Here is a 25,002-nt window from a genome sequence, read left to right as displayed (position 1 = left end):
TGTCGGTCGAAAATTATTTCGGTTTTTTATTGTTAAACATCAAATATCGGGATGATTCGTAAAATCCGCGGGTTAATTTCTCCAGTTCCCCGGCAATTTGCGGCTGCGCGGCGCTCACGTCTTTCATGGGATCGCCCTCCAGGTCGTACAACCGCATCTTCCCGCTGTCCATCCCGATCTCGCAAAAATATTTTTTCCCCATGAGACCGTAATAGTTTTCGCCGCGGTTGTACACCACGAAAGCGTAGCGCTCCCCGGCGAAGGTGGTATCGAGCATATCCACGCCCATCGTGTAGTTCGTAAAGTCTACCCCGGCCATTTTCGCCACGGTGGGGTACACGTCCAGCAAACTGCTCATCCGGCTGATCCGTTGCGGCTTCGCCATTTTCGGCGCCCAGATGATGCAGGGCACGTGGTCTACGAACGTTCCCATCTCGTATTCGGGCAGGGGCATATGCTTGAACGGGTTCAACCGGGCGGAATGATCGCCGAAAAATACGAAAATCGTATTGTCGAGATACCCGGATTTTCCCGCCAGCTCCATGAGGTAGCCCACGTTGTAGTCGAGGTAGCGCATGGCGTTGAACTGGTCGATCGACAGCCAGCCGGCGGATTTGAAAGCCTGCATGTCCACCTCTTTTTCGGTCACTTTCTTAAAATCGCCCTTTCCGGAAGTGGTGGTGTAAGGTTCGTGGTTGTCGGCCGTTTGCAGGAATGCCACGAAGGGGTTGCCGGCCTGGTGGGCCCTGCGGAAGATCTCGTCCGACTCCGTGATGAGGTCGAAGTCCGAAACGCCCCACACATCGGCCTTTGGCGCTTTGAAGTAGCCTTCCTCGAAAATCTGTATGCTGTCCACGTTATTGGTAAAAACGGCGCGGATGTTGGCCCAGTTGGTGTTTCCGCCAAGGAGGTAATATTTTTCGTATCCGTTGAACTGGTCCATCACGACCCGCTGGTCCACGATGCCGGGGTGGCGGGAGGCGGTTTTGAACTTACAGATATCGGGGAGGCCGGTGGTAACGCCGAAAACGGTCCTGGCGGTGCTCATGGCCGGTACGTAGAAATGGTCGAAAAACAGGCCTTCATCTGCGAGCTTTTGCAGGTTGGGCGTGGCTTTCATGGGGTTGTTGAACATGGACGTCATGGCCGCGCCGCCCGATTCGAGCATCACGATGATGACGTTGGGCCTGCCGGCGAGGGAGTCGCCTTTCACGAAGCGGGCGTAGTTCAGGGCCGACGCGTCGGGCTTGTCGACCCCGAGATATTCCGCCACGGGCGCGTAATATTTGCGGGTGAGCGCAATATCGTAGGTATCGTCTTTCACCGAAAAGTTCGACACGAAATACAGTACGGGGTTGAGGGCGAGGGACGTGATCCCGTTGTCGCGCGTGAACATGGCCTGGCTCCACCTGAGCGGGAAATAGGCGACGTTTCCGTAAATCCCGGCGCCGAACAGCAGTACGAGGGCAACCACCCATGCCGCGAGGCCTTTGGGGCGTACGGGAACGCCTTCCTGGTTGGCGAAGTGGCGGAAGATGGAGCGGTACGACCAGATCACGAAGGCCATGAGCAAAACGAGGCCGATGGCGCCTTTGACGACGGGGTAGCTTTCCCAGAGCATCCGGGCGTTGGTGCCCCGCTCGCCGTGCGCGAGGAAGCGGGTGACGGAGGGCTCTATGCGGATACCGAGGTAGCTGTAATGCCCCAGGTCGGTCACGTAAAATAAAGTAAGGAATGCGTACAGGATGAAAAGATAGGCGAAATGCAGCCTGCGGAGCCACCCGGGGCCGAAGAGGCGGTCGCGCGTGAGCAGCGCCAGCAGGGCGATGGGGGCCATGCAGATGAGGGCCAGGCGCATGTCGAACCTCAGGCCGAGATGCCAGGCTTTGGCGATGGCACCGCTATCTTGAATGGTGGTGGTGAAAAAGAAAAAATAGAAGATCAGGCGCCACGCTACCAGGAAACCGAACAGGTACAAGGTTTGGGTGAAAATATACCGGATGTATCTGGGTATCCGTGACCAAAGCTGAATCATCTTAATAATTGGTTATTCGCTAAACTTATATTCCCGTAAAATTTTATACGTAGCGGCAAATATACACTAATTGCGCCAACATACCGGTCGGCGATTCGGCGACCTGACAAAATAGCGGGTCGGATAAATACGGAATCGATTATCTTTGCCATCCTAAAAAAATCCAATAAAGTGGCACTGATTAAATCAATTTCGGGAATTCGCGGCACCATCGGCGGCAAGCCCGGCGAAGGACTTTCCCCCCTCGATGTGGTGAAGTTCACCGCGGCTTACGGCACCTGGCTGCTGAAGCAGAACGCGGAGAACAGGAAAGTGGTGATCGGAAGAGATGGCCGGATTTCCGGGGAAATGGTCAAGCAACTGGTCATTTCCACCCTCAACGGCCTGGGCATTGACGTAGTGGACCTGGACCTCAGCACCACACCTACCGTGGAAATCGCCGTTCCCCTCGAACAGGCAGCGGGCGGCATCATTCTGACCGCCAGCCACAACCCCCGCGAATGGAACGCCCTGAAGCTCCTGAATTCCAAAGGCGAGTTCATCTCCGGCGCAGACGGCGCCGAAGTGCTCGATATCGCCGGGCGGGAAGACTTCACCTTCGCAGACGTGAACAAACTCGGATCGTACAAAAAAGACGATTCCTACCTCCAGAAGCACATCGACCTGGTGTTGAATTACCCCCTCGTAGATAAGGCAGCCATCGAAGCCGCCGGATTCAAAGTGGTGGTAGACGCCGTGAATTCTACCGGCGCCATCTTCGTGCCCGCCCTGCTGAAGGCGCTGGGCGTGAAGGAAGTGACCACCCTGTTCGACGATGTTTCCGGCAAATTCGCCCACAATCCCGAGCCCCTGCCCGAAAACCTCACCGCGCTCAGCAACGAGGTAGATAAAAGCCAGGCGGATTTCGGTATCGCCGTAGACCCGGACGTAGACCGCCTTTGCTTCGTTTGCGAAGACGGCAGCATGTTCGGCGAGGAATATACCCTGGTGGCCGTGTCCGACTACGTGCTGAAGCACCGGAAAGGCAATTCCGTGTCCAACATGAGCTCCACCCAGGCGCTGAAGGATATTACCATCAAAAATGGCGGGGAATACCATCCTTCCGCCGTTGGCGAGGTGAACGTCGTGAACAAGATGAAAGCCGTTAACGCCGTGATCGGCGGCGAAGGCAACGGCGGCATCATCGTTCCCGATTTCCATTACGGCCGCGACGCCCTCATCGGCATCGGCCTGTTCCTGAGCCACCTGGCGCAGAGCAAAAAAACGATGAAAGCGCTCCGGAACTCGTACCCGGACTATTTCATCAGCAAAAACAAGATCGAGCTGGACAAAGGCATCGACGTGAAGGAAATCTTCGAAAAGATCAAAGGAAAGTACAAAAACCAGCCTTTGAACACCGAAGACGGGCTGAAAATCGAGTTCGATAAGGACTGGGTGCACCTGCGGACGTCCAACACGGAGCCCATTATCCGGATCTATGCGGAAAGCCAGAATGAGACCACGGCAGACAATATCGCCCGTAAGATCATGCAGGATATCAAGGAATTCATATAATTCCTATAGACTTATAGATGGATGAACGGATGGCGGAATTAACTGCCATCCGTTTTTCTTTGTCGGCAATTCCTTAATTTTGTGGCACTTTTTTAATCAAAAACCACCAAACCCGCACGACCTTGGAAAGAATTTATTTCGACAATGCCGCCACCACGGCACTCGACCCGGCAGTTCTTGACACCATGCTGCCGTATATGACAGAAAAGTTCGGCAATCCGTCCTCCATTTATTCATACGGCCGCGAATCGCGGCTGGGCATCGAAAATGCGCGGAAATCCGTCGCAAAGATCCTCAACGCCCATCCCGGTGAGATCTTCTTTACCTCGGGCGGTACCGAAAGCACCAATACGGCCGTTAATGCGGCCATCCGCGACCTGGGATGCCGACATATCATCAGCTCCCCCATCGAACACCACGCCACCCTCCACACCGTTGAGCATGTCTATTGCCGCGACGAGGTGCGCCTTTCCTGGGTGAAACTGTTGCCGAACGGGCATGTGGACCTGGAAGACCTGCGCCGTCTCCTGGCCGAAAGCAAGGAACGGACGCTGGTGAGCCTCATGCATGCCAACAACGAGATCGGCAATCTGCTCGATATCCATGCCGTGGGCAACCTCTGCAAGGAATTCGACGCCATTTTCCATTCCGATACGGTGCAGACCGTGGGCCATTATCCCTTCGACCTGCGCAATACGCCGGTACATTTCATCAATGGCGCCGGCCACAAGTTCCATGGCCCCAAAGGCGTGGGCATCCTGTACATCAATGAGAACGTGAAGATCCAGCCCTACCTCATGGGCGGCTCGCAGGAGCGCAACATGCGCGCCGGCACCGAGAACCTTTACGGCATCGTAGGCTTCGCCAAAGCACTGGAAATAGCGACGGCCAATCACGAAGCGCACAGCGGTTACATCAACGATCTCCGGATGTATATGGCCCAACAGCTGGAGCAACACATCCCGGATGTGAGCTTCAACGGCGATCTGTATGGCCGCAGCCTCTACACCGTACTGAACGTTTCCTTCCCGAAAACGGAAAAAAGCGAGATGCTTCTCTTCAACCTCGACATCAACGGCATCTGCGCCTCCGGTGGCAGCGCCTGCACTTCCGGTGCAGATGCGGGCTCGCATGTGATCCGCTCCCTCAGCAGCGATCCCAACCGCATCGCCGTACGCTTCTCCTTCGCGCATACCAATACGAAAGCAGAAGTAGACGCCGTAGTAGCGAAGCTGAAAGAACTCATCTAAGACTTCAACATTTTGATATCGTGAAAAAATCCGGCGGAATTTTCCTGCCGGATTTTTTTGTGCAATGAGTGTGAGAATTTTCATTTCAATATTTTGAGTGAAATAATTTTGATGTTGATTATTGATTTATTTTTGAATGAATCTAGGAAAGTAGTTCAACTTGTATAACTCATCACGTATGGGGGTTACCTGAAAAAGGCACGGGGGTTGAGAGATTTTCCTGGCACATTGAAGCAGTTAGAAGGCCCTTCACTTGCATAACTCTTCTCATGAAGGGGGTTGCCTGAAATAGGTACGGGGGTTGAATGCGAGTCTTCTAGCTTGGTCGGCGAAGATTTTGTTCTTCGGATTAGCTAAGAATTTCAACTTGCATAACTCTTCTCATGAAGGGGGCTGTCTAAAAAACGACACGGGGGTTGAATGTTCTTAGCTATTTTTTTTATCCTAAATTCCTTCTATTACTTTGAATTTATCCCGAAGTGCATTAAAAAAGCGGGATTCGCCCTTCAACAACTTACGTTGCACCATCCACAACAAATAATCTACAATACTTAACTCAGGCATCAATCTGCTATTAACCACACTTAATTTGATTTGAATTCCGCCGGCCCTTAGCGGAGCTAACGCTTCCTCGAAAAAAGGAGCCTGAAAACTTCCATATTGAGACAAATAAATGCAATGCTCAATATCTTTTTCAAACTGCTTGTTCATGAGCAATCGCCGCAGACAATCTATATAGAACGAAGAGCGCTTGTTATCATGCTTTTCCCTAAATGCATTCAATTCTTTTCGAATAACCGAAACGTGCGCATCTATTCCGGTCAGGCTCCGCATTAGTTCGATAAAGTTAATCCTTACTTCGGGATGGTCTTGTCTTGCATGCACAAACCAGTCTTTATTATCTGCAATTGACGGAATAGAATTATACAGTACATCACTCTTCATCCTGCTAGTAAATTGCATTACAACGTCGCGCAGTGCTTTACGATCAAAAGTTTCTACCATTCCCAAAATGAAGTATGGCTGATAATCTTTTGAGTGCTCTAACGGAAGCCCCCTTTTATCATAAAAATTCGGGTCGCCAGTTTCATCAATAAAATAAAACTTCTTCCGCAACTTAACTCCTGCTGTTTCCATATTTGGTTTTCCAATTAGGGAAATAAAGTAGGCATTAAACTGACGCGATTGCTTGTTCAGTTTATCTATTCTTGAGTGCGGGTATTAATACCTTTTACATTTATGAATGCCGTGTAATCACGTCGTAAAATTTGTCGCGGTAGCCTTCGCTGATGGGGATGGACTGATTGGCGATCATCACCGTGTTGCGCTCCACGGAATTGATTTTGTTCATCGCCACGAGGTAGGAACGGTGCACGCGCATAAACTTGTCTTTCGGCAAACGCGACTCGAAAGATTTCAGGCTTTTCAGCGTGAGAATGGGCTGGCTGCCCGTGTATATTTTGATGTAATCTTTAAGGGCTTCGATGTAGAGGATGTCTTCGAGGTTCACTTTGATGATGCGGTACTCCGTTTTCACGAAAATGTAGTCCGTTTCCGGCGGGCGGGGCGATGCGATGGAACGGTACTCCTGCGCCTTGGTGACCGCTTTGATAAAACGCTCGAAAGGAATGGGCTTAAGCAGATAATCCACCACATCCAGGTTGTACCCGTCCAGCGCATATTCCTCGTAAGCGGTGGTAAAAATTACCATAGGCGGCCGTTTCAGCGATTTAATGAACTGGATCCCCGTGATGTCGGGCATCTTGATGTCCAGGAAAATCAGGTCCACCGGCTCCTGCTGCAAAAAAACCAGCGCCCGGGAGGCATTCGTAAACGCCGTCAACTCCATCTGGAAAGGCGCCTTGGCCGCGAAATCCGCGATGATCTCCAAAGCCAGCGGCTCGTCATCCAACGCAATGCACTTCATCATGTTTCAAAGCGATTTTTAAGTCTGCAATAAATTCGTCTCCCTGCTCTCTGATTGTGATCTCGTGTGCATCTTTGTACATCAGTTCGAGGCGCTTGAGCGTATTCCCCAATCCCACGCCCCCCTTTTCCGCCATGCGCCGCTCCAGCAACCGGTTCCGCACCGTCAGCCGCAACTGCCCCCCTTCCGAAATATCCAGCCCCACGCTGATCCATGCGGGCTCTTCATAACTCACGCCATGCTTGAACGCATTCTCCACGAACGGGATCAGCAGCATCGGCGCAATGCGCAGTCCCGCCGGATCGCCGGAAACGCTCATTTCGACGGGAATGCTTTTCGCCAGGCGAAGGCGCTGCATGTCGATAAAATCTTCCAGGTAGCGGATCTCGTTGGCCAGGAGCACCTGGTCTTCGTTACTCTGGTAAATCATGTAACGCAATATATTCGACAGCTTCACCAGCGCATGCTCCGTTTCCGGGCTTTGCCGGTGCGCGAGGGAATATACCGTATTCAGACTATTGAACAGAAAATGCGGATTGATCTGCGATCGCAGGAAACGTAATTCTGCATTGAGGTTCGCCACTTTCAGGGCTTCCTTCTGCTGCTCGCTCTTGAACCATTCCATCGCCACTTTGATGAACCCGCCGATAAACAGCACCAGCAAGGTAAACGTGGCCGATTTGCGGAAGATGTCGGGGAAAAGGAACATCCCGGAAATCCCCCGGTCGCGCAATCCCCTGCGGAAAACAGGCGCCGGCGGCATCGAATTGCCGCCCACGAAAACCGTTTTAGAAAACGCCGCGGCCGAATCATGCCCGAACTGCACCGTATGCCCCGGCCCCGCAGCATCCGCCCAGGCCACCGCAGGCCGCGCCTGCACCGCAAACACGCCTCCCCCGCCAAACCTTCCGGATATAACGAACGGCCGCCCGTCGCGCAAACCCAGCTGCCGGAGGAACGTATATTCCACCAGCACCTGCTGCAACCCGATCCCCGCCAGCGCCAGCAACACCAGTCCGATGTAAATGCCGATGCGCCTGCGCGTGAAGAAACGGGGGATCAATACGTAATAATTCAGATAGAACAGTCCAACGATGAACAGCGTGTTCACCCCTTCCTTCCAATAAAACAAATGATCGTCTACACGGATCCGATATACAAAAAACGGGAAGAGGAACAGCAACACCCAAACCGCGATATGCAAACTAATTACGACGAGCCGGTTACCGAATATTTTCCTCCAGAATACCATAGGTGTGATGCGGCGTAAACTTACGGCACAATAGTCTTAACCAAGTGTTAAAACAGGTTCCCGGGTTCTTAACCAAGTGTTAAAATTACCTTGTGATCTGTAAACTGTCGATCTCCTCCACGCTGAGTGCGGGCATGGCGCCGCTTTCGAGTTTGCGCAGCACGAGGGTGCCTGTCCGGCGTGCGTCTGCCTGTGAGCGGAACGGGTGAAAACCCGGTACCGCGGGAATATGCGCCTGGTAGATCATGGGGCGGCCGCGATAGGTAATGCGGTATGCCCACCCTTCTTTCGATGGCTCCGTCACCAACCGGTACGGCCGCTCCCTGCACGAAAACAGGGAGCCGGCCGCGGCCAGTGCGAGCAGTGTTGCGATGGACTGCCTAGTCATTTTCGTTGTAGGTAGCGTTCGGTTCGAAGAGATAGATATCGTCGAGCTGGAGACTGCCCGTTCTGCCGGAAGCCACGTGGCCCTTGCCTCCCAGTACGAAAGACACGGCACCGTAACGGGCGGCGCCTTCGAAATCGCGCACCTGCGTCCAACGGTCGGACACGCCGTCGTATTCCCAGGTGGCTTTGCTGACGCCGTTACCGGTACCGGTTACCACATAGGCTTTGTTGTTGACGGTGAAGGCCACGGCCTGGGTGGTCACGATGTTGTAATCGTCGTCGAACGAGTCGTCGGAAACATTGGCGATTTTATTCTTCTGTGTCCAGTTGTCGGAATCGGCGTCGTACATCCACAGGTCGTTTTTCAGTTCGCTGTTGTTGGTCCCGGTTACGATGTAGGCGTTTTTGCCGAGCACGAAAGCCACGGCTTCGGTGCGTTTGCTGCCGCCGAAACTTTGCCGTGCCGTCCATTTATCGGCCAGCGGATCGTACATCCAGACGTCTTTCGTACCGCTGCCATCGCTCCCCGTGGCCACGTACCCTTTTCCGTTGATGGTGAAGCTGACCGCGTCGCGGCGGGCGAGGTTGATGGAAGGGTCTGGCCCAACGAGCGGCGCTTTCTTTTCCCAGTAGCCTTTGTCGGGATGGTAGCTCCAGAAATCGTTGAGGCGCACTTTGCCGTCGAACCCCGTGCCCACAAACGCGTTCTTATCTATGACGAAAGCAGTGGCGCTGCTGCGTGCGGCCGCTGCTGCCGGAAGGCTCGCCGACTGGCTCCAGCCGTTGGCGGGATTGTATTTCCAGAAATCACGCAATTGCTTTTCGCCGTCGAACCCCGTGCCCACGTACGCCGTATCGCCGATAACGAATGCCACGGCTTCGGAACGGGGCGAGGCCGACATCTCCGGGAGCTCCTTCCAGTTACCGTTGTTCTCGTCTTCCGTATCGTCACTTTTTTTACATGCCGACAAAAGTACCGCCGCCAGCATCCATCCTAATAATTTTCCTTTCTGCATAGAAATAGTGTTTTAACCCGGTCAAAATTATCCGGCGAACTGTTACAGGTACTTTAAAATAGACGGAACCGCCGTGGGGCATGACCAATCCCGTGTTTTCATCTGCCAGTCAGCCGCTTTTGTCGTTCAGCCCCAAAACGCCCTTTCCCGGCTGGTTTCAGGCGTTGGACGGATAATTCCGGGGAATGATCGACAAAAAACCCCGGGCCGCATATTCCCGTCTTCCGCGTGCGCCTCCGTCTTTTATCATTGCGGCGATATGAAATGGAAACTTCTGGCGATGGCCGCGCTCACCGGTCTGGCGGCTTGTGACAAAAACGGGTTCGAATACGAGGATGCAGCCCCCGGCGGCAACGTCCATTACTCGCTCATAGATACGATCGGCATCGGGATGCGCACCATCCAGCTCGATTCCGTCCCCTCTTCCGGCACGGGATACCTGGTGGTAGGCGGATATTCCGATCCCGAAACAGGCCGTATCGATGTAGCAGCCAACTTCCGCGTGGCACGGCCCTATTCATTTCCGGAGCTGGACGAACGGGCTGTTTACGATTCCATCGAAATCATCTTCCGGCCCGACGCTTATTCCTATGGCGATACCCTGCCCGACCAGGAATGGAGCGTTTACCAATTGGCGCGGCCGCTGGAGCTGGACGATGATCAGACCCGATTCTACACACATAATATATTCCCCCATGCCGCCACGCCGCTCACCCGGGAGAGTTTTCCCATCCTTCCCCGCCGCGGCGATTCCATCCAGCTGCGCCTCCGCGATGATTTCGGGCGGGCGTTGATGGAAAAGGTCCGCACCAAATCAGAAGACGTTTCCACCGACGTGCTTTTCCTCGATTACATGAAAGGCCTACAATTGCGCGCTTCGCGCGGCTCGGCGGTGTTCCGCGTTCCCGCGGCAGACAGTGCGGTGGTGATGCGGCTGCATTATCACATCTCCACGACCGAAATCGAAAAGTATATCATTGATTTTCCGATCGGCAATCCGGAACTGCAATTCAACGAAGTGCATGTTGACAGGAGCAACACCCCGCTGGCCAGTTTGATTCCCGGGCCGGCGGGCCTCCTGAGCAGCGACGCCGGGAACCGCACCTGGGTGCAATCGCTGTCGGGCCTGGTGACGCGGCTCGATTTCCCATCGCTCACGGGGCTACCGTTGTTAGGCAAATATGGGAAGGTCATGCAGGCGACGCTGGAGCTGCGGCCCATCAGCGGCACTTATCCGCAGTACGCCCTCCCGCCGCGGATCACGCTGTGTACCGTCACCAAAGACCAGGTGGTGACCGATACGCTGTCGACCGTTTCGGGTTATCAATACGGCAACCTGGTGACCGACCTGCTGTATCCCGAAAACACGAAATACACCTACGATGTGACCACGTATTGCGCGGCCATTGCAACCGGCGGAGACGCCAACTACCAGGGGCTCCTGGCGATCCCCTCTTCCGGCGATTATTACTCGCAGCTGAACCGCCTGGTGCTGGGAGATGCCAAACATGAAGGATACCGGGCTTATTTGAAGATTTATTATCTCTTGTACAAATGATGCGTTTTTATATCACCGCCGGTTTTGTATTGTTCTTGAGTGGCAGCGCCGTTGCACAGAAGGGCGTCAATTCCCTGTATTCCGCATTCGGCATCGGCGACCTGGACGAGCGCGACTACAGCCGTAACTTCGGCGTAGGAAGCGCCGGCATCGCGCGGCCGTCCGGCCAGTTCCTCAACGAGCAGAATCCCGCGTCGTACAGTGCTTTGCCCATGCAGATGTTTTATTTCGAAGCGAGCATGGCGGGTAAATCCGTCAGCTATCAAACCGCCGGCAATACGCAATCGGCCGGCGACATTGGGTTCAAGCGTTTCGCCATCGGATTCAAGGCGCACGAACGCTGGGGGATCAGCGCGGGGCTGATGCCTTACAGCCGGATCGATTACAAACTGCTCAATACCACGCCTATCGAAGGAACTTCCGAAAACGTGCGGAACGCGATCGACGGCAGCGGCGGATTGAACCGGTTTTATATCAGTAACTCCGTGCGGATCACGAAAAACTTCAGCGCGGGGGGTTCTTCCGCCGTCATATTCGGTCCCGTCAAGACCATAGACAGTCTGGCGAACGACGAAGTGCATACTTCGCAGGACGTGTACTACCGCAACCTGAACTTCACTGCCGGATTGCAATACCAGGGCCGCATCGGCGAATGGACGATCGGGGCGGGCGCCACCTATCGCTTCGGCACCACGCTCAACGGCAGCGGAACGCTTTCCATCCGCGCGGCAGACGAAACCATTCTGTACCAGGACAAAAGCGTGGCGGCATCCTACAAACTGCCCGAGCAGCTCGGGTTCGGGCTCACGGCAACCAGCGGGAACATCACCTGGCTGGCGGATTACAAACGGCAAAACTGGGAAGGCCTGAATAAAAGCACTACCAATTTCCAATACAAAAATTCGGAGCGGTATGCCGGCGGATTGGAGTATACCTTCAAGCGGCTGGATTTTTACGGGCGGGAAGCGGAAGGCGCCGTGATCCAGCTCGGTGCGGCGTTCCATAAAAACTATATTTCCGTGAAGAACCAGCCGCTGGAGGATTTCAGCGTTTCCGCAGGGCTTTCGCTGCCCAGCAGAACGGGGCACCTGCGATATTATCTGGGCCTCGAAGGCGGCCAGCGCGGGGTTTCGGCCAAAGGGCTGGTGCAGGAAAATTATCTGAACGTTGTGTTGCATCTTTCTTTGCGCGACAACTGGTTCTATAAACGAAAAGAAATGTAATCGGTCCCGGCGGGTAATCAGTCAAACCACTCTTTAAACCTTTATACGGCGAACCCCAAAAAACCGGTTTGCTATTGCCCGCCGGGGGACCGTTCCCCATTCCCCAACAGCTCCGCGAACCACCGGCCGGAAGATTTGATCGTCCGCCGCTGGGTTTCGAAATCCACATGAACGAGCCCGAACCGGGCATTGTACCCTTCCGCCCATTCGAAATTATCGGTCAGCGTCCACGCGAAATACCCTGTGAGCGGTACGCCCGACTGCTTGGCCAGCAGTGCCGCGCGCAGGTACTCTTTATAATAAGCGATGCGTTCCGGATCGTGGACCTTCCCGTTTTCGGCAACATCGGCGAATGCGGCGCCGCCTTCGGTGATCATGATCTCTTTTACGCCGGGATAGGCGGCGAACTGCTGCAGGATGCTGTACAGGCCGTTTCCGCTGATTTCCCATCCCAGCGCCGTGGTCGGCACTTTCCGGTAACGGGCTTTTACTTCCGACGCGTTGAGGTAGGGCATGAAGGGATTGTAGCGGACTACGAGCGGGAAATAATTTTGTATGCCGATGAAATCGAAATCGAAGGGCAGCTGGTCCCAATCGCGCCAAAGTGCGTAGCGCCTTGCGATACGCGCCAGCAGTGGGAAATCGCCGTCGGGATACCCCATTCCCAGTGCGGGCTCTATAAAAAGCCGGTTGAAGAGCGCGTTGATGCGGAAGGCGGCGGCGCGATCGTTTTCGTTTTCGGTGAAGGGGATGATCTGCGAGCAGGAATAGGCGACGCCGATGCGCGCGCCGGGCACCTCCGCGCGGAGGGCCCTCCCGCCTACCGCCTGGGCCATCGCCACATGGTGAACGGCCGGCAGGAAATACGACAATCCGAACTTTCCCGGCGCGTGCACGCCCAGCATATAACCCAGCGAGGTGAAGCCGAAGGGCTCGTTGAGCACGATCCAGTTGCGCACCTTGCTCCCGAACTCCCGGCCGCAGGCGGTAGCGTACGATTCGAACGCGTGGACCGTCCCCCGGTGGCACCATCCGCCTTTTTTCTCGAGGGCGAGCGGCAAATCCCAATGGTAGAGCGTTACGTAAGGTTCCATGCCGGCGGCCAGCACGGCGTCGATGACACGATGGTAGAAAGCGATGCCCGCGGGATTGAGGGCGCCGGTGCCTTCGGGCATGATGCGGGGCCAGGAAAGGGAAAAGCGGAAAACCCCGAAGCCGAGGCTCCGGGCCAGCAGGATATCGTCGAGATAGCGGTTGTAAAAATCGGCCGTAGTGCGGGCGTGGCTGCGGTCTTTGATCTTGCCGCGCCTTTCCGTAAAAGCGTCCCAGATGCTGGGGCCCTTGCCGTCGGCATCATGAGCACCCTCGTTCTGGAAGGCCGAGATCACGACGCCCCACCGGAAATCCGGCCCGAAATCAGCGCGCGTAATAGCCATATCGGATACAAGTTACGGATAAACACCCTTCGGATCGGCCGGCAAAGGAAATTAACAATTTAACAATGCAGATGCCTAATTTTGTAGCCATTATGATCCGGAATCAATCATCAACCATCATTGTTCTGTGCGCCATGCTGGCCGCCTGCCAGCAGCCCGTGGCCAAACAGCCGGGCCGGGCCGCAGTGCCACCTGCCGTAGACAAACTCAATCCCATGGTACTGATCCCCGGTGGAACGTTCCGGATGGGGGCCGACGACGACAGCGGCATGCCCGACGAATATCCCGCGCACACCGTTACGCTCGATTCCTTTTACCTGGACGCCCACGAAGTCACCAATGCGGAATTCGCGGCATTCGTGGCAGCCACCGGGTATGTGACCGTCGCCGAGCGACCAATTTCCAAAGAGGAGCTCATGGCTTCGCTGCCTCCCGGCGCCGAAGAGCCGGACAGTACCATGCTGCTCCCCGGCTCGCTCGTTTTCGTGCCCACGAAAGGGCCCGTAGACCTCCGCGACGTGACGCAATGGTGGAGCTTTGAGCATTATGCAGATTGGAAGCATCCCAAGGGACCAGGTAGTGACATCAAGGGACTGGAGAACCATCCGGTGGTACATGTCTCGTGGGACGATGCGCAGGCATACGCCAAATGGGCGGGCAAGCGGCTCCCGACGGAGGCCGAATGGGAATATGCGGCACGCGGCGGCAAGAGCGGGGCTCCTTATCCCTGGGGGACGGAAGCTCCCCAGACCGGCAAACCCAAAGCCAACATCTGGAACGGACATTTTCCGTACGAGAACACCGAAACCGATGGATTCTACGGGACTTCTCCCGTCAAATCGTTTCAGGCCAATGGCTATCAGCTGTTTGACATGTCCGGCAACGTTTGGGAATGGACGGCCGACTGGTACGATGCGCGCCATTACGCGTCCGAGCCTGCCGAAACGCACAATCCAATGGGCGCCAATGCTCCCCATGATCCCGACGATCCGGCCAACCCGAAGCGCGTGATCCGCGGAGGGTCTTTCATGTGCAGCGATGAATATTGCCGCGGTTACCGGGTTACCGCCCGAATGAAAACCACGCCATCGTCGGGCCTCGAGAATTTGGGGTTCCGTTGTGCACGGAGTATCAGGTGAAGTAGCGTTGATATTGGGATAAAGGCATTAACGTAAACCTGCATCCATAAAGGCGTTGGAGAATACACGACTTCAGATTCCATGAAGGCGTTTGGGAATGTATTACTTCAGTATCCATGAAGGCGTTTGGGAATACACGACTTCAGATTCCATGAAGGCGTTTGGGAATGTACTACTTCAGAATCCATGAAGACGTTTGGGAATACACGACTTCAATAAAAAAAGCAGCCCGCAGGCTGCCTTCTGTCAGATATGCAAAAGCAGGCTTCCGGCTAACCGGAAGCTTGCTTTTTTTATTGTTTCACGATACGGGATGTCATGGTAGCGCGATCGTGTGTCAGCGTTATGATGTAGGTACCAGCGGGTTTGCCTGAAAGGTTGATCTGTTCTTTCTGACTGCCGCTCAAACCGTCGATGGATTTGCGGTAGATTTCGCGGCCGTTGATGTCGGTCACCCGGATATTACCTTTGCCTGGCTTGCTGAGGCTGTAGGCGAAAGTTACGATACCGTCTGTCGGGTTCGGGTAATGCTCGGTTTGAATGGATGCTGCGGCAGGTACCGCGCTAGTCACCCCCTTTGAATACGTGTCTAAGACAAGCCTATAAACACTGTCTTTGACGTTGCCGCTGCGGATCCGATTATTCGGGTCATTCTTTTGTTCCAACGCCCGCATGGCTGCTACGGTCCGCCTGCGGCGGTCGCTGCTGTCTGGAGAAACGGCAAGTAAATAGCCGTTAACTGTTATTTCCGGAACTTCTTTTACCGTCTGCGCAGCATCTGTTTTCGATACCATGGCTTGTGGGCGGCGGGTGCCCGTTACCGTAATGACGGTATTCCTTTTTCCGGTTACGGAGTCGACCCACACTCTTTCTTCACGCACTTCGTCAAATTCACTTTTAGGAACGGTGGTAGACAAAGGCCTGCCTTTAATGCTACGGGGTTGCTTGGTGGTGATGATAATTACGCCTTCTTTGCCGGCGGGTCCATAAATAGCCGATGCTGCGGCATCTTTGAGCACGGTGACAGATTCGATATTATTAGCATCGATACTTTTCAGCGGATTCCCGGACGCATCGGATTTTTGGGGCACACCGTCCACTACGATGAGCGGCTCTTTCCCATCGCCCGGAGGGCCGATGATCAGTACTCCATTAACGTTCTTACCGGATGCGGGCTTGCCTTCCAGGACGTTTGGCCGCACTTGTACACCGGTTTCGGTGCCTGCAAGTTTAGGCCGCTCAACTACCCGGCCCGTGCGGGGAGCAACCGTGTCTTTTATGGATTTGCCTTTCACGGTGATGCTATTATCGGCCGCAGTCCCGAAATTGCCATTAATAGTTTTATACGTGTCTCCTGCACTAACAGCCGAAACTACATCGTCTTTCTCTGCCGCGCCGGGAACAAGCGCCGTTTTCACTTCCTGGAAGGCATCATGCACTACGGCGCCGGCTTTGGTATAGTTAAGCGTCAGCAGCGCTCCGCACACGATGCAGCCCAACACGCCGTAGCGGTAAAGCTGGATGCCGGAGGTACGGGATTTGTTCATCATAAAAATGCGGTTTTTAATGTGGGATAAATTGAAACTGTTGGTGATACCGGCCGCGTACTGCGATGCGTTCACCTGTATAAGACTATACTGATACTCTTTCCGGTTGATACCGCTGCGGAGGATCGCCCTGTCTGCCAGGAACTCCAGGTTCTCGCGGATCGCGCTCTTCATCAGCCAGGCGCCCGGATTGAACCAGTAAAAAACATTATTGACCTCGCCCATCAAGATATCGGCTGTATGCCACTCCTTCACATGCACCTGTTCATGCTTTACGATCGAGAACAATTCGGTTTCCGTATGCAATTCGGGATTCACGTAGATCTTGCGGAAGAAGGAAAACGGCGTCACTGAGCCCTTCATCCTGCGCACTTCCTGGCCGAACAACCGGTCCGGCTCCGTACGAAGGTGCAACACCAGCAACGACCCCATCTGCACCAGGAGCCTGAAAGCCATCACGGCCACGCCCGCCCAGAAAGTATATTCCAGCAAAGTCCACACCGTGAAGGATTCCACCTTTTGCAGGGTAGTCCAGTCGGGCACATGATAAGTCACCTGCGCCGCGAGGGTCACATTCCGCGAAAAGAAATCGTTGACGTCTACCAGCGGGAACATCGACGAAAAGGCGATACCTCCCAGGAGGAAAAAGCGGTTCAGCGTGTAAAACGTCATCCTCCGCAACCCCAGCCGGTACGCCAGGTAGAACAAACAAAGCGCGATATTGGCTTTGAGCAGATAAATAAATAGAGCCGACATGCTAGCGGTTTATAGGTACTGCAATTATTTCGATTCGATCATGCGGATGATCTCCTTCAGATCGTCCGGACTGATCTTTTTATCTTTCGCGAAAAACGTTACGAGATCTTTATAGGAATTCTCGAAATAGTCTTTCACGAAACTGTTCATAAATTTCTTCGCGTATTCGTCTTCCGCGATGGCGGGAGCATATTCATACACGTTACCGATCTTCTTCGCCTCCACGAACCCTTTCTTTTCCAGGTTCTTGATCGTGGATGCCAGCGTGGTGTAAGGCGGAATGGGATCCGCATGCGATTCCAGGAAATCCTTCACGAAACCCTTCCCCGCTTTCCAGATCGCCTGCATCGCGGCTTCTTCCTGTTTAGTCAGTTTATCCATACATTTTCCATTTGGCGCGACGCTCATTTGCTTCTTTGACTTCGGCGTCGCTATGATGAGATTTCAAAGCCGGTAATCCAGCGGCAGCATCACCGCCAGTTTTTCCCAGGCCCAATAATTTTCGAATATCACGTCCATGGGCGCTTCCAGGTTGCCGTTCCCGTCCATCCGCACTTCCGGCGCCAGCAATTTCATGATGGACACCTGCGGCCCGGGCTTATCGTTACTGCGGAGGTACTTTTCGATATATAGCCTTTCTTCCTTTTCCTTCCCGTAAACAACATACAAATGATCGCTGAACCGCAGCACATAATCCCGCCCGCTTTTCTGCAACACACTGTCTACCGGCAACTCCTTCCTCCCCAGGTAACTCACAGACCGCGAGAACATCGGGCTTCGCATGATCCCCGCCACCGAATCCGGCGGCGCCTGTACCACCTGCCCCTGCTCCTTCTGCCTGCGCACCAGCTTCCGCATCGTAAAACCCTCGTCCCGGTAACTCCCCGCGATCAGGCTACGGCAAAAATGCAGCGCCGACCCACGGTATGCCTTTTCCCGGTTCTTCTCCCACCGCTTCTGCTGCGCCTTGCTGCGCGGCTTCATTGGCTCGAACAACGGATTACCATAATACATCGAATAACCCGTACCTGGACTATGCTCAAAATGGATCAACAAAAAACGGATGTGATATCCTAACGAGGGGTTCGATACTTCCAGGAAATCATCGGCCTTCGCCTTCAGTTCCATCGTGCCCCGGTCATATTCAAACTCCACCCGGTCCGGGTTGAGCAGTTTACATTGCTGCGCTGCCGCCCCTTCACCGATAAATACCTTTTTGAACAGCTGCATATAGTACTCCCGGTCCTTGTCCGGCCGCACCACCAACTCTTTCAACACGCCCGGCTTCTCCTTCAGCACAATGTCCAGCGTCCTGTTCTCCACCAGCTCCAGGGGCAAGATCTGCGGCTCATACCCTAAATACGATGCGATCACTTCATATCGCCCCGATGGTACCCCGCCGATCTCGTAATTGCCCGACTCCGTCGTTCTCGCTCCCATCGTTGTCTGGTTCAGGAACACACTGGCGAATGGAAGCGGCTTCCCACCGGCGTCTTTCACCGTCCCCCGCAACGTCACCACCGTTTGCGCATATACGTTGGCAATCAGTAAGAAAAAGGCGGTCAGCAGGAAATACAACTTCATAACTACGATACTATCGTAAATCTACGAATTATTCGTAGAACGCCAAATTTATTTTGAGGAAAGGCATAAAAAAAGGGCGGCCGTTCACCGGTCACCCTTTCATATCCTTTAATATCTATTTTATTCCTTAGGCAGCAACTCTTCCAGCTTCCGGCCCAGCTCTTCCGCCCGGAGGTTCCGCGCGATGATCTTGCCCTGCGGGTCGATCAGCAGGTTCTGCGGAATGGCGCGGATGCCATACAGCTTACCCACTTCGTTCTTCCAGCCCTTGAGGTCGGAAACATGCGTCCAGGTCAGGTTATCGGTACGGATGGCCTGCTTCCAGCGGTCCTGCTTCTCGTCGAACGAAACGCCGAGGATCGTGAAACCTTTGTCCTTATACTGCTGGAAAGCCTTCACCACATTGGGATTCTCCGCCCGGCAAGGCCCGCACCAGCTGGCCCAGAAGTCCACCAGCACGTATTTTCCCCGGAAAGATGCCAGGGTCACCGGCGCGCCGGTAGTGTCGTTCTGCGTGAACTCGATGGCCGGCTGGCCGATCGCGATCTTTTTCGCCAATTCTATCCGGTAAGCAAATTCCTTGGCGGAAGGATAACGGCGAACGGTTTTGGACAACGATTTAAACAACGGCTCCGCCACGTCCACATCCAGCTCATACCCCACCACCTGGTTGAGCACGAACATCCCGATCGGGCTGGAGGGATTATCTTTCAAATACTTCTGCATAATAGCCGTTTTTGATGCGTCGATCTGCTCGATGCGCGTTTCGGCCTTTTGCTTCCTGGCATCGTTCTTCGATTCCCAGGCTTTACGGTATTCTTTCTCCGCCGCTTCCATGTCTTTATCCACGGCGCGGGTGAGGTCGTTGAGCTGATTGAACGCATCCTGGACGGCCGTCCCGTCTGCCGACGCTTTCTGGTCGGGAGCAGGAACATGCACGCGGGTGGTGCCTTTCCCGATGAAAAGCAACGCCACTTCCTTCCGGCCGCCCGGCGCTTCCTTCGAAACGGGGATCACGGAAAAAAGCTGTGCCTGCTGCGGCTCGGGGATTTTTCCCTTAAAGGAAAATTTGCCATCGTTGGCCACGGCGCTGTCGATCACGAACTGACCGCCAATGCGCATCCGGAGGTAAAATTTGGTGGGGGAAGACTGCTCTCCCACTGTGCCTGAAACGGTAAACGGAATTAGTTTGATCTTTTCGTCGGGCTTATCCTGTGCAAACAACATTGCCGCCGGGCTGAAAAGCATGGCTGCAAGTATCCAATTCTTCATGATGTGACTGTTTAGATTCTACCGCAAATTTCTCCAATCCGGGCCCGAAAAGCAAGCCCAATTTGATAAGCGGTCACTTGAGGACTTCCGCCAGCTTCTGTTCCAAAGCCGGTCCGCGCAGGTTGGCGGCGATGATGTTGCCCTGCGGGTCGAGGAGGAAGTTCTGGGGGATGCCGCGTACGCCGTACATGGCGGCCGCTTCGTTGCCCCAGCCTTTCAGATCGGAAACCTGCGTCCAGCTGAGGTTATCCTGTTTGATCGCACGCAGCCAGTCGGATTTCTCCTTGTCCAGGCTCACGCCGAAAACGGTGAAGTTCTTGTTCTTGAATTTGTTGTACGCCGCCACCACATTCGGGTTCTCCTGGCGGCAAGGCCCGCACCAGCTGGCCCAGAAATCGATCAGCACATATTTCCCGCGGAAGGAGGAAAGGCTGACCATTTTACCTTCCGGATCGGCCTGCGAAAAATCGGGCGCCGCCACCGGGCCGGACGTTTTCCCTTCAGACGCGAGGCTCATGGCTACGGTTTTGCCCAGTTTGGACATTTTCACTTTCGGATCGAGCGACTCGAAAATGCCGGCGAATTCGGATTTGGGAAGCCGGCTCTGTAGATCGCCGTACAGGAGGAACAGGCTGGCCATCGCCTGCGGGCGTTCCTTGATGAACTGCCTGGCCGTATTTTGCAGTTTTTTATCGAAAGCATCGGCCTTCGCGCGGAAAGCTGCCTGTTTTTCGGATTCGTCCTGCCCGATGGAACGGGCTTCGTTGTTCAGCGCGATCGCCTCGTTCTGGAGGGGCCGCATGGTTTTATGGTAGTCCTGCATCCAGCGGGTTTGCTGGCCGGCTTTGACGGACTGCGCAACAGGAAAATCCTTCGCGTCCAGATCGATCGTAATTTCCGGCTGATCGCTCACGAGGAGCGACGGAAAGTCGACCCCGGCCAGGAACAACGCGTACATGGCGTCTGCAGCGGGTTTCACGTTCGTCACGAATGCGAATTTACCATCCGCCTTCAACTCGGTAGAATCGGCCCAGTTGCCGTCTTCGCTGACGAAGTAGAGCTTCTGTCCCGGTGCGCCTTTCAGCGTCCCGTTCACTTTCATTTGCGCCTGTGCCGCCGTTGCCGCCGTTACCGACAGCAGGAATACGATCTTTTTCATTTTTTATGTCTTTCTTTCAATATCGAAGTTACGTCTTCGAGGGTAAAACCTTTGGCCTGCAGCAGGATCATGTAGTGGAAAAGCAGGTCAGCCGCTTCGCCGAGGAACAGCTCCCGGTTATCGTCTTTCGCCTCGATCACCAGTTCCACCGCTTCTTCCCCTACTTTCTGTGCTACTTTATTGATGCCTTTGGCGAACAGCGAAGCCGTGTAGGATTTCTCCGTGGGATTTTCCTTCCGGTCGCGGATCACCTGTTCCAGCCGGTTGAGGAAATGGCCGTCGTCTTCATTGGCTTCGTTCCAGCAGGTATCGGCGCCGGTGTGGCAAACGGGCCCGACGGGATTGGCTTTGACGAGGACCGTGTCCTGGTCGCAATCCACCGCCACGCTCACCAGGTGCAGGAAATTCCCGCTTTCCTCGCCTTTCGTCCACAACCGGTTTTTGGAACGGCTGAAAAAGGTCACTTTCTTGTCGGCCAGCGTTTTATCCAGCGCCTCGCGGTTCATGTACCCGAGCATCAACACCTTCCGGGTGATGGCGTCCTGCACGATGGCGGGAACCAGTCCGTCGGGAGATTTCGAAAAATTCACCTCCATGGGTAAATCGTGTTTAAAAATAATAAAAATTTATAATACTAAAACCGGATCTGCACGCCTCTTTGATAGAGGTAATTTTTCAGATCGGGGATTTCCATTTCCTTGTAGTGGAAGATGCTGGCGGCGAGCGCGGCGTCTGCCCCGGCTTTTTCGAACACATCGGCGAAATGCTCCATGGTCCCCGCGCCGCCGGAAGCGATCACGGGCACGTTGAGATCCCGGGAGAGGCGGCCGGTGATATCCAGCGCAAATCCCTGTTTGGTGCCGTCGTTGTTCATGGACGTGAGCAGGATCTCCCCCGCCCCGCGCTCCACGGCTTCGCGCGCCCAGTCTTCGGTGCGGACGTCGGTTTTCACGCGGCCTCCGTTGAGGTACACGAACCAGTCGCCGTCTTCGAAACGGGTGTCGATGGCCAGTACCACGCACTGGGAACCGAATTCCTTCGACAGGTCGTTGAGCAGTTGGGGGTTGCGGAACGCCGCGGTGTTGACGGACACTTTATCTGCCCCGGCGCCCAGCAGCACGCTCACGTCGTCTACGGCTGCGATGCCGCCGCCTACGGTGAACGGGATGTTGATGTGCCGCGCGATGTCGGTCACGAGGGCGTGGAGGGTTTTGCGGCGCTCGTTGGTGGCGGTGATGTCGAGGAACACGAGCTCATCGGCGCTCTGGGCGGCGTAGAGGGCGCCCAGTTCAACGGGGTCGCCCGCGTCGCGGATGTTTTCGAAATTAACGCCCTTCACGGTGCGCCCGTCCTTGATGTCGAGACAGGGTATGATTCTTTTCGTGAGCATAGCTACAGCAGTTTCTTCAGTTCAGACATTTGAATGCGGCCTTCGTAAATGGCCTTGCCGATGATGACGCCGGCGAGCCCCGCGGCGCGGAGCTCTTCCACATCGCCCATATGGCTCACACCGCCGCTGGCCGTGAGGCGGATGCCCGGCAACTCAGCGATGATCTTTTTATACAGTTCGGTGCTGGGGCCTTGCAGCAGCCCGTCTTTGGCGATATCGGTACAGAAAATTTCCTTCACGCCCTTTTCCATGTTGCCGCGGAGGAAGTCGAATACGCTGACGCCCGTGGTTTCCAGCCATCCGCCCACGGCAATTTTCTCATCCTTCACATCGGCCCCGAGAAAAATTTTCTCCGCGCCGTATTGCTCCACCCAGCCGAAAAACAGTTCCGGCTGCTTCACGGCCACACTGCCGATGGTCGCCAGTTTCGCGCCGGCTTCGAACACCACGCGGATATCTTCGTCCCGCTTGATGCCGCCTCCAAAATCCACGACCAGTCCCGTTTTCCCGGCAACGGCCTCCAATACTTTCCAGTTCACGACCTGGCCTTTTTTCGCCCCGTCGAGATCTACCAGGTGCAGGCGCTTCACGCCCGCGTCTTCGAATTCCTTCGCTACTTCGAGCGGATTTTCGTTGTAGATTTTCTTTTGATCGTAATCGCCCTGAGTCAGCCTTACGCATTTCCCGTCGATGATATCGATAGCCGGAATGATGGTAAAAGTGTCTACGGATGCGGATTTCAGTTCTATTTCCATTTTGTAGAATGCGATATTGTCTTTATAAAACAGGCCACCGGAGATATGGTACCCCAATGCTTCGTAAAACCCGGTGGCGGATGCGCGTGCATTGCACCAGAGGCGGGAAACGCCATGATCGCGGCATACTTTTTCGAGATGCGCCATCATGATCTTCCCGAATCCTTTCCCCTGCTGGTCATTGGCGGTGGCGAGCTTGCGGAACTGCGCGCTGCGGCCGTCGATGAAAAGGGAAACGACGGTCACCTGCCGGGCGCCGTCGTACAAGCCGAAATGCAGGCCGTCCGCGTCGTGCGGAAGCGTCACCCGGTCCAGCGGCCAATCCGGGTACATCACGTCGCGCCGCAGCTGCAGCGTGTCTTCCGTGGTGATATTCCTGATCGTTACGCTCACAGTTTCAGGAAGCTTTCGATGAGGCTTTGGCCTGCGTCGGCCGACTTTTCCGGGTGAAACTGCACGGCGTAGAAATTATCTTTCTGCAACGCGGCGCTGTAATTGATCACGTAATTGGCGATGGCGGTCGTATCCGGCCCCAGTTCCACGAAATAACTGTGCACGAAATACATATAAGCGTTCTGCGGCACATGTTCGAAAATCACGGAGTGCAGGCCGGTGATATTGTTCCAGCCGATTTGCGGGATTTTCAGCAGGTTGCCCGCCGGCGATTCGAATTTCTTCACATCGAGGTCGAACACCCCGATGCAATCCGTATCGTTTTCTTCCGAATGGCGGCACAGCAGCTGCATGCCCAGGCAAATACCCAGCACGGGCTGCCTGAGGTCTTTGAGCACCTGGTCCAGCTGCCGGTCGCGCAGGTACTTCATGGCGGTGCTGGCTTCGCCCACGCCGGGGAAGATCACTTTATCGGCCGAGCGGAGCGTTTCCGGATCGTCTGTCACCACGGCTTCCGCGCCCAGCCTTTCGAGGGCGAAGAGGACGGACTGCGTATTGCCGGCGTTATATTTCAGGATGGCAGTTTTCATGGCTATTGTTTGATGTTGCGGACGAACGTCTGAACGGTTTCCTGCAAGTTAGCACTGTTTTCGATGGCTTTCACGAATGCGCTGCCGATAATGGCGCCGTTGCTGTATTGGCAAGCCGTCAGGAAAGTGGCTTTGTCGCGGATGCCGAAGCCCACCAGCACGGGGTTCTGCAGTTTCATCGACTGCAACTTCTCGAAATAAGATGCCTGCAGTTTCATGTCTTTGTCTTTCCCCGTGGTGGAGGAAGACGATACGGCGTAGACGAATCCCCGGCTCAGGGAGTCGATCTTGCGGATGCGGGCTTCGCTGGTTTCGGGCGTTACGAGGAAAATGAGGTGCTGGCCGTATTTTTCGAAAAGCGGTTTGTATTCGGTTTCGTATTCATCCATGGGCAGATCGGGAAGGATAAGCCCGTCCACGCCTGCTTCCTGGCAACTGCGCAGGAAATTCTCCACGCCGTATTGCAACACGGGATTGATGTATCCCATGAGCACCACGGGTATCCGGATTGTGTCGCGGAAGCCTTTGAGCTGTTGGAAAAGGACGGCGAGCTTCATCCCGTTCGCGATGGCGCGGGTGCTGCTGTCCTGGATAACGGGCCCGTCTGCCAGGGGGTCGGAGAAGGGCATGCCGATCTCCGCCATGTCTGCCCCCCCGTCTTGCAGCGCCTGCAGCACGGTGAGCGTATCGCCGATCTGCGGGAAACCGGCGGTGAAATATATGTTGAGCACTTCTTTGGGCTTTTGCTGGAAGAGCTGGTCGATGCGGTTCATGTTGCC

The 25,002-nt window shown here is 54.9% G+C and carries 22 protein-coding genes; 5 read left to right on the top strand and 17 right to left on the bottom strand.

Annotation, left to right across the window (positions count from 1 at the left end):
* Window positions 1–13 precede the first annotated feature (13 nt).
* Window positions 14–2,035, bottom strand: coding sequence for an LTA synthase family protein (locus ACQKLP_RS19415; protein WP_427324533.1), 2,022 nt, complete (start codon window positions 2,033–2,035; stop codon window positions 14–16).
* A gap of 171 nt (window positions 2,036–2,206) precedes the next feature.
* On the opposite strand from ACQKLP_RS19415, the gene glmM reads away from it, so the two are divergent.
* On the top strand, window positions 2,207–3,589 hold the full coding sequence (gene glmM, locus ACQKLP_RS19410; RefSeq protein WP_427324531.1) for a phosphoglucosamine mutase: 1,383 nt from the start codon (window positions 2,207–2,209) through the stop codon (window positions 3,587–3,589).
* A gap of 122 nt (window positions 3,590–3,711) precedes the next feature.
* Window positions 3,712–4,839 (top strand): cysteine desulfurase family protein, encoded by a 1,128-nt coding sequence (locus ACQKLP_RS19405; protein ID WP_427324530.1) that lies wholly within the window; start codon window positions 3,712–3,714, stop codon window positions 4,837–4,839.
* A 444-nt stretch (window positions 4,840–5,283) separates the two neighbouring features.
* Here the strand turns inward: ACQKLP_RS19405 and ACQKLP_RS19400 are convergent, their stop codons facing one another.
* From ACQKLP_RS19400 to ACQKLP_RS19380, 5 genes are all read right to left on the bottom strand, one after another.
* Complete coding sequence (locus tag ACQKLP_RS19400; RefSeq protein WP_427324528.1) at window positions 5,284–5,976, bottom strand: DUF3800 domain-containing protein; 693 nt, start codon at window positions 5,974–5,976, stop codon at window positions 5,284–5,286.
* 100 nt (window positions 5,977–6,076) lie between these two features.
* Window positions 6,077–6,769 carry a LytR/AlgR family response regulator transcription factor gene (locus tag ACQKLP_RS19395; protein WP_427324526.1) on the bottom strand — a complete coding sequence of 231 codons (693 nt, stop codon included), beginning with the start codon at window positions 6,767–6,769 and terminating at the stop codon, window positions 6,077–6,079.
* Complete coding sequence (locus ACQKLP_RS19390; RefSeq protein ID WP_427324524.1) at window positions 6,744–8,018, bottom strand: sensor histidine kinase; 1,275 nt, start codon at window positions 8,016–8,018, stop codon at window positions 6,744–6,746. The genes ACQKLP_RS19395 and ACQKLP_RS19390 overlap by 26 nt, the downstream gene beginning before the upstream one ends.
* An 85-nt stretch (window positions 8,019–8,103) precedes the next feature.
* Window positions 8,104–8,406 (bottom strand): DUF4907 domain-containing protein, encoded by a 303-nt coding sequence (locus ACQKLP_RS19385; RefSeq protein WP_427324522.1) that lies wholly within the window; start codon window positions 8,404–8,406, stop codon window positions 8,104–8,106.
* On the bottom strand, window positions 8,399–9,421 hold the full coding sequence (locus tag ACQKLP_RS19380; RefSeq protein WP_427324521.1) for a Kelch repeat-containing protein: 1,023 nt from the start codon (window positions 9,419–9,421) through the stop codon (window positions 8,399–8,401). The genes ACQKLP_RS19385 and ACQKLP_RS19380 overlap by 8 nt, the downstream gene beginning before the upstream one ends.
* A gap of 259 nt (window positions 9,422–9,680) precedes the next feature.
* On the opposite strand from ACQKLP_RS19380, the gene ACQKLP_RS19375 reads away from it, so the two are divergent.
* A complete protein-coding gene (locus ACQKLP_RS19375; RefSeq protein ID WP_427324520.1) occupies window positions 9,681–10,979 on the top strand; it encodes a DUF4270 family protein in 1,299 nt (432 codons plus the stop codon).
* Window positions 10,976–12,202 (top strand): hypothetical protein, encoded by a 1,227-nt coding sequence (locus ACQKLP_RS19370; protein WP_427324518.1) that lies wholly within the window; start codon window positions 10,976–10,978, stop codon window positions 12,200–12,202. Before ACQKLP_RS19375 ends, ACQKLP_RS19370 begins: the two co-directional genes overlap by 4 nt.
* A gap of 71 nt (window positions 12,203–12,273) precedes the next feature.
* On the opposite strand, the gene ACQKLP_RS19365 is transcribed toward ACQKLP_RS19370, so the two are convergent.
* Window positions 12,274–13,638, bottom strand: a complete 1,365-nt coding sequence (locus tag ACQKLP_RS19365) for a GH1 family beta-glucosidase (protein ID WP_427324516.1) — start codon at window positions 13,636–13,638, stop codon at window positions 12,274–12,276.
* A 92-nt stretch (window positions 13,639–13,730) separates the two neighbouring features.
* Between ACQKLP_RS19365 and ACQKLP_RS19360 the strand changes: the two genes are divergently transcribed.
* The gene (locus tag ACQKLP_RS19360; RefSeq protein WP_427324514.1) at window positions 13,731–14,777 is read left to right on the top strand and encodes a formylglycine-generating enzyme family protein; all 1,047 of its coding nucleotides are present in this window, start codon (window positions 13,731–13,733) and stop codon (window positions 14,775–14,777) included.
* Window positions 14,778–15,070: 293 nt separating this feature from the next.
* Here ACQKLP_RS19360 and ACQKLP_RS19355 read toward each other — a convergent pair whose 3' ends face one another.
* The 10 genes from ACQKLP_RS19355 to trpA all read right to left on the bottom strand — a co-directional run bounded on the left by ACQKLP_RS19355 (window position 15,071) and on the right by trpA (window position 24,996).
* Entirely contained in the window at window positions 15,071–17,080 is a 2,010-nt protein-coding gene (locus ACQKLP_RS19355; protein WP_427324512.1) for a T9SS type A sorting domain-containing protein, read from the bottom strand.
* A 24-nt stretch (window positions 17,081–17,104) separates the two neighbouring features.
* Window positions 17,105–17,461: a BlaI/MecI/CopY family transcriptional regulator gene (locus ACQKLP_RS19350; protein WP_126246902.1), complete on the bottom strand. Its 357-nt coding sequence runs from the start codon at window positions 17,459–17,461 to the stop codon at window positions 17,105–17,107.
* 63 nt (window positions 17,462–17,524) lie between these two features.
* Window positions 17,525–18,664 (bottom strand): carboxypeptidase-like regulatory domain-containing protein, encoded by a 1,140-nt coding sequence (locus ACQKLP_RS19345; protein ID WP_427324510.1) that lies wholly within the window; start codon window positions 18,662–18,664, stop codon window positions 17,525–17,527.
* 120 nt (window positions 18,665–18,784) lie between these two features.
* Window positions 18,785–19,936 (bottom strand): redoxin domain-containing protein, encoded by a 1,152-nt coding sequence (locus ACQKLP_RS19340; protein WP_427324508.1) that lies wholly within the window; start codon window positions 19,934–19,936, stop codon window positions 18,785–18,787.
* A gap of 73 nt (window positions 19,937–20,009) precedes the next feature.
* On the bottom strand, window positions 20,010–21,095 hold the full coding sequence (locus tag ACQKLP_RS19335) for a redoxin domain-containing protein (RefSeq protein WP_427324506.1): 1,086 nt from the start codon (window positions 21,093–21,095) through the stop codon (window positions 20,010–20,012).
* On the bottom strand, window positions 21,092–21,691 hold the full coding sequence (gene hisIE / locus ACQKLP_RS19330) for a bifunctional phosphoribosyl-AMP cyclohydrolase/phosphoribosyl-ATP diphosphatase HisIE (RefSeq protein WP_427324504.1): 600 nt from the start codon (window positions 21,689–21,691) through the stop codon (window positions 21,092–21,094). The genes ACQKLP_RS19335 and hisIE overlap by 4 nt, the downstream gene beginning before the upstream one ends.
* A 38-nt stretch (window positions 21,692–21,729) precedes the next feature.
* Window positions 21,730–22,485, bottom strand: a complete 756-nt coding sequence (hisF, locus tag ACQKLP_RS19325; RefSeq protein ID WP_427324503.1) for an imidazole glycerol phosphate synthase subunit HisF — start codon at window positions 22,483–22,485, stop codon at window positions 21,730–21,732.
* Between the two features lie 2 nt (window positions 22,486–22,487).
* Complete coding sequence (gene hisA / locus ACQKLP_RS19320; protein ID WP_427324501.1) at window positions 22,488–23,633, bottom strand: 1-(5-phosphoribosyl)-5-[(5-phosphoribosylamino)methylideneamino]imidazole-4-carboxamide isomerase; 1,146 nt, start codon at window positions 23,631–23,633, stop codon at window positions 22,488–22,490.
* Entirely contained in the window at window positions 23,630–24,223 is a 594-nt protein-coding gene (hisH, locus tag ACQKLP_RS19315) for an imidazole glycerol phosphate synthase subunit HisH (protein WP_423737636.1), read from the bottom strand. The genes hisA and hisH overlap by 4 nt, the downstream gene beginning before the upstream one ends.
* A 2-nt stretch (window positions 24,224–24,225) precedes the next feature.
* Entirely contained in the window at window positions 24,226–24,996 is a 771-nt protein-coding gene (trpA, locus tag ACQKLP_RS19310; RefSeq protein ID WP_427324499.1) for a tryptophan synthase subunit alpha, read from the bottom strand.
* Window positions 24,997–25,002: the final 6 nt, after the last annotated feature.

Origin of the sequence: Chitinophaga sp. NPDC101104, from assembly GCF_050277495.1 — a bacterium.
Lineage (GTDB): Bacteria > Bacteroidota > Bacteroidia > Chitinophagales > Chitinophagaceae > Chitinophaga.
This window is presented reverse-complemented; position numbering and strand designations above follow the sequence as displayed.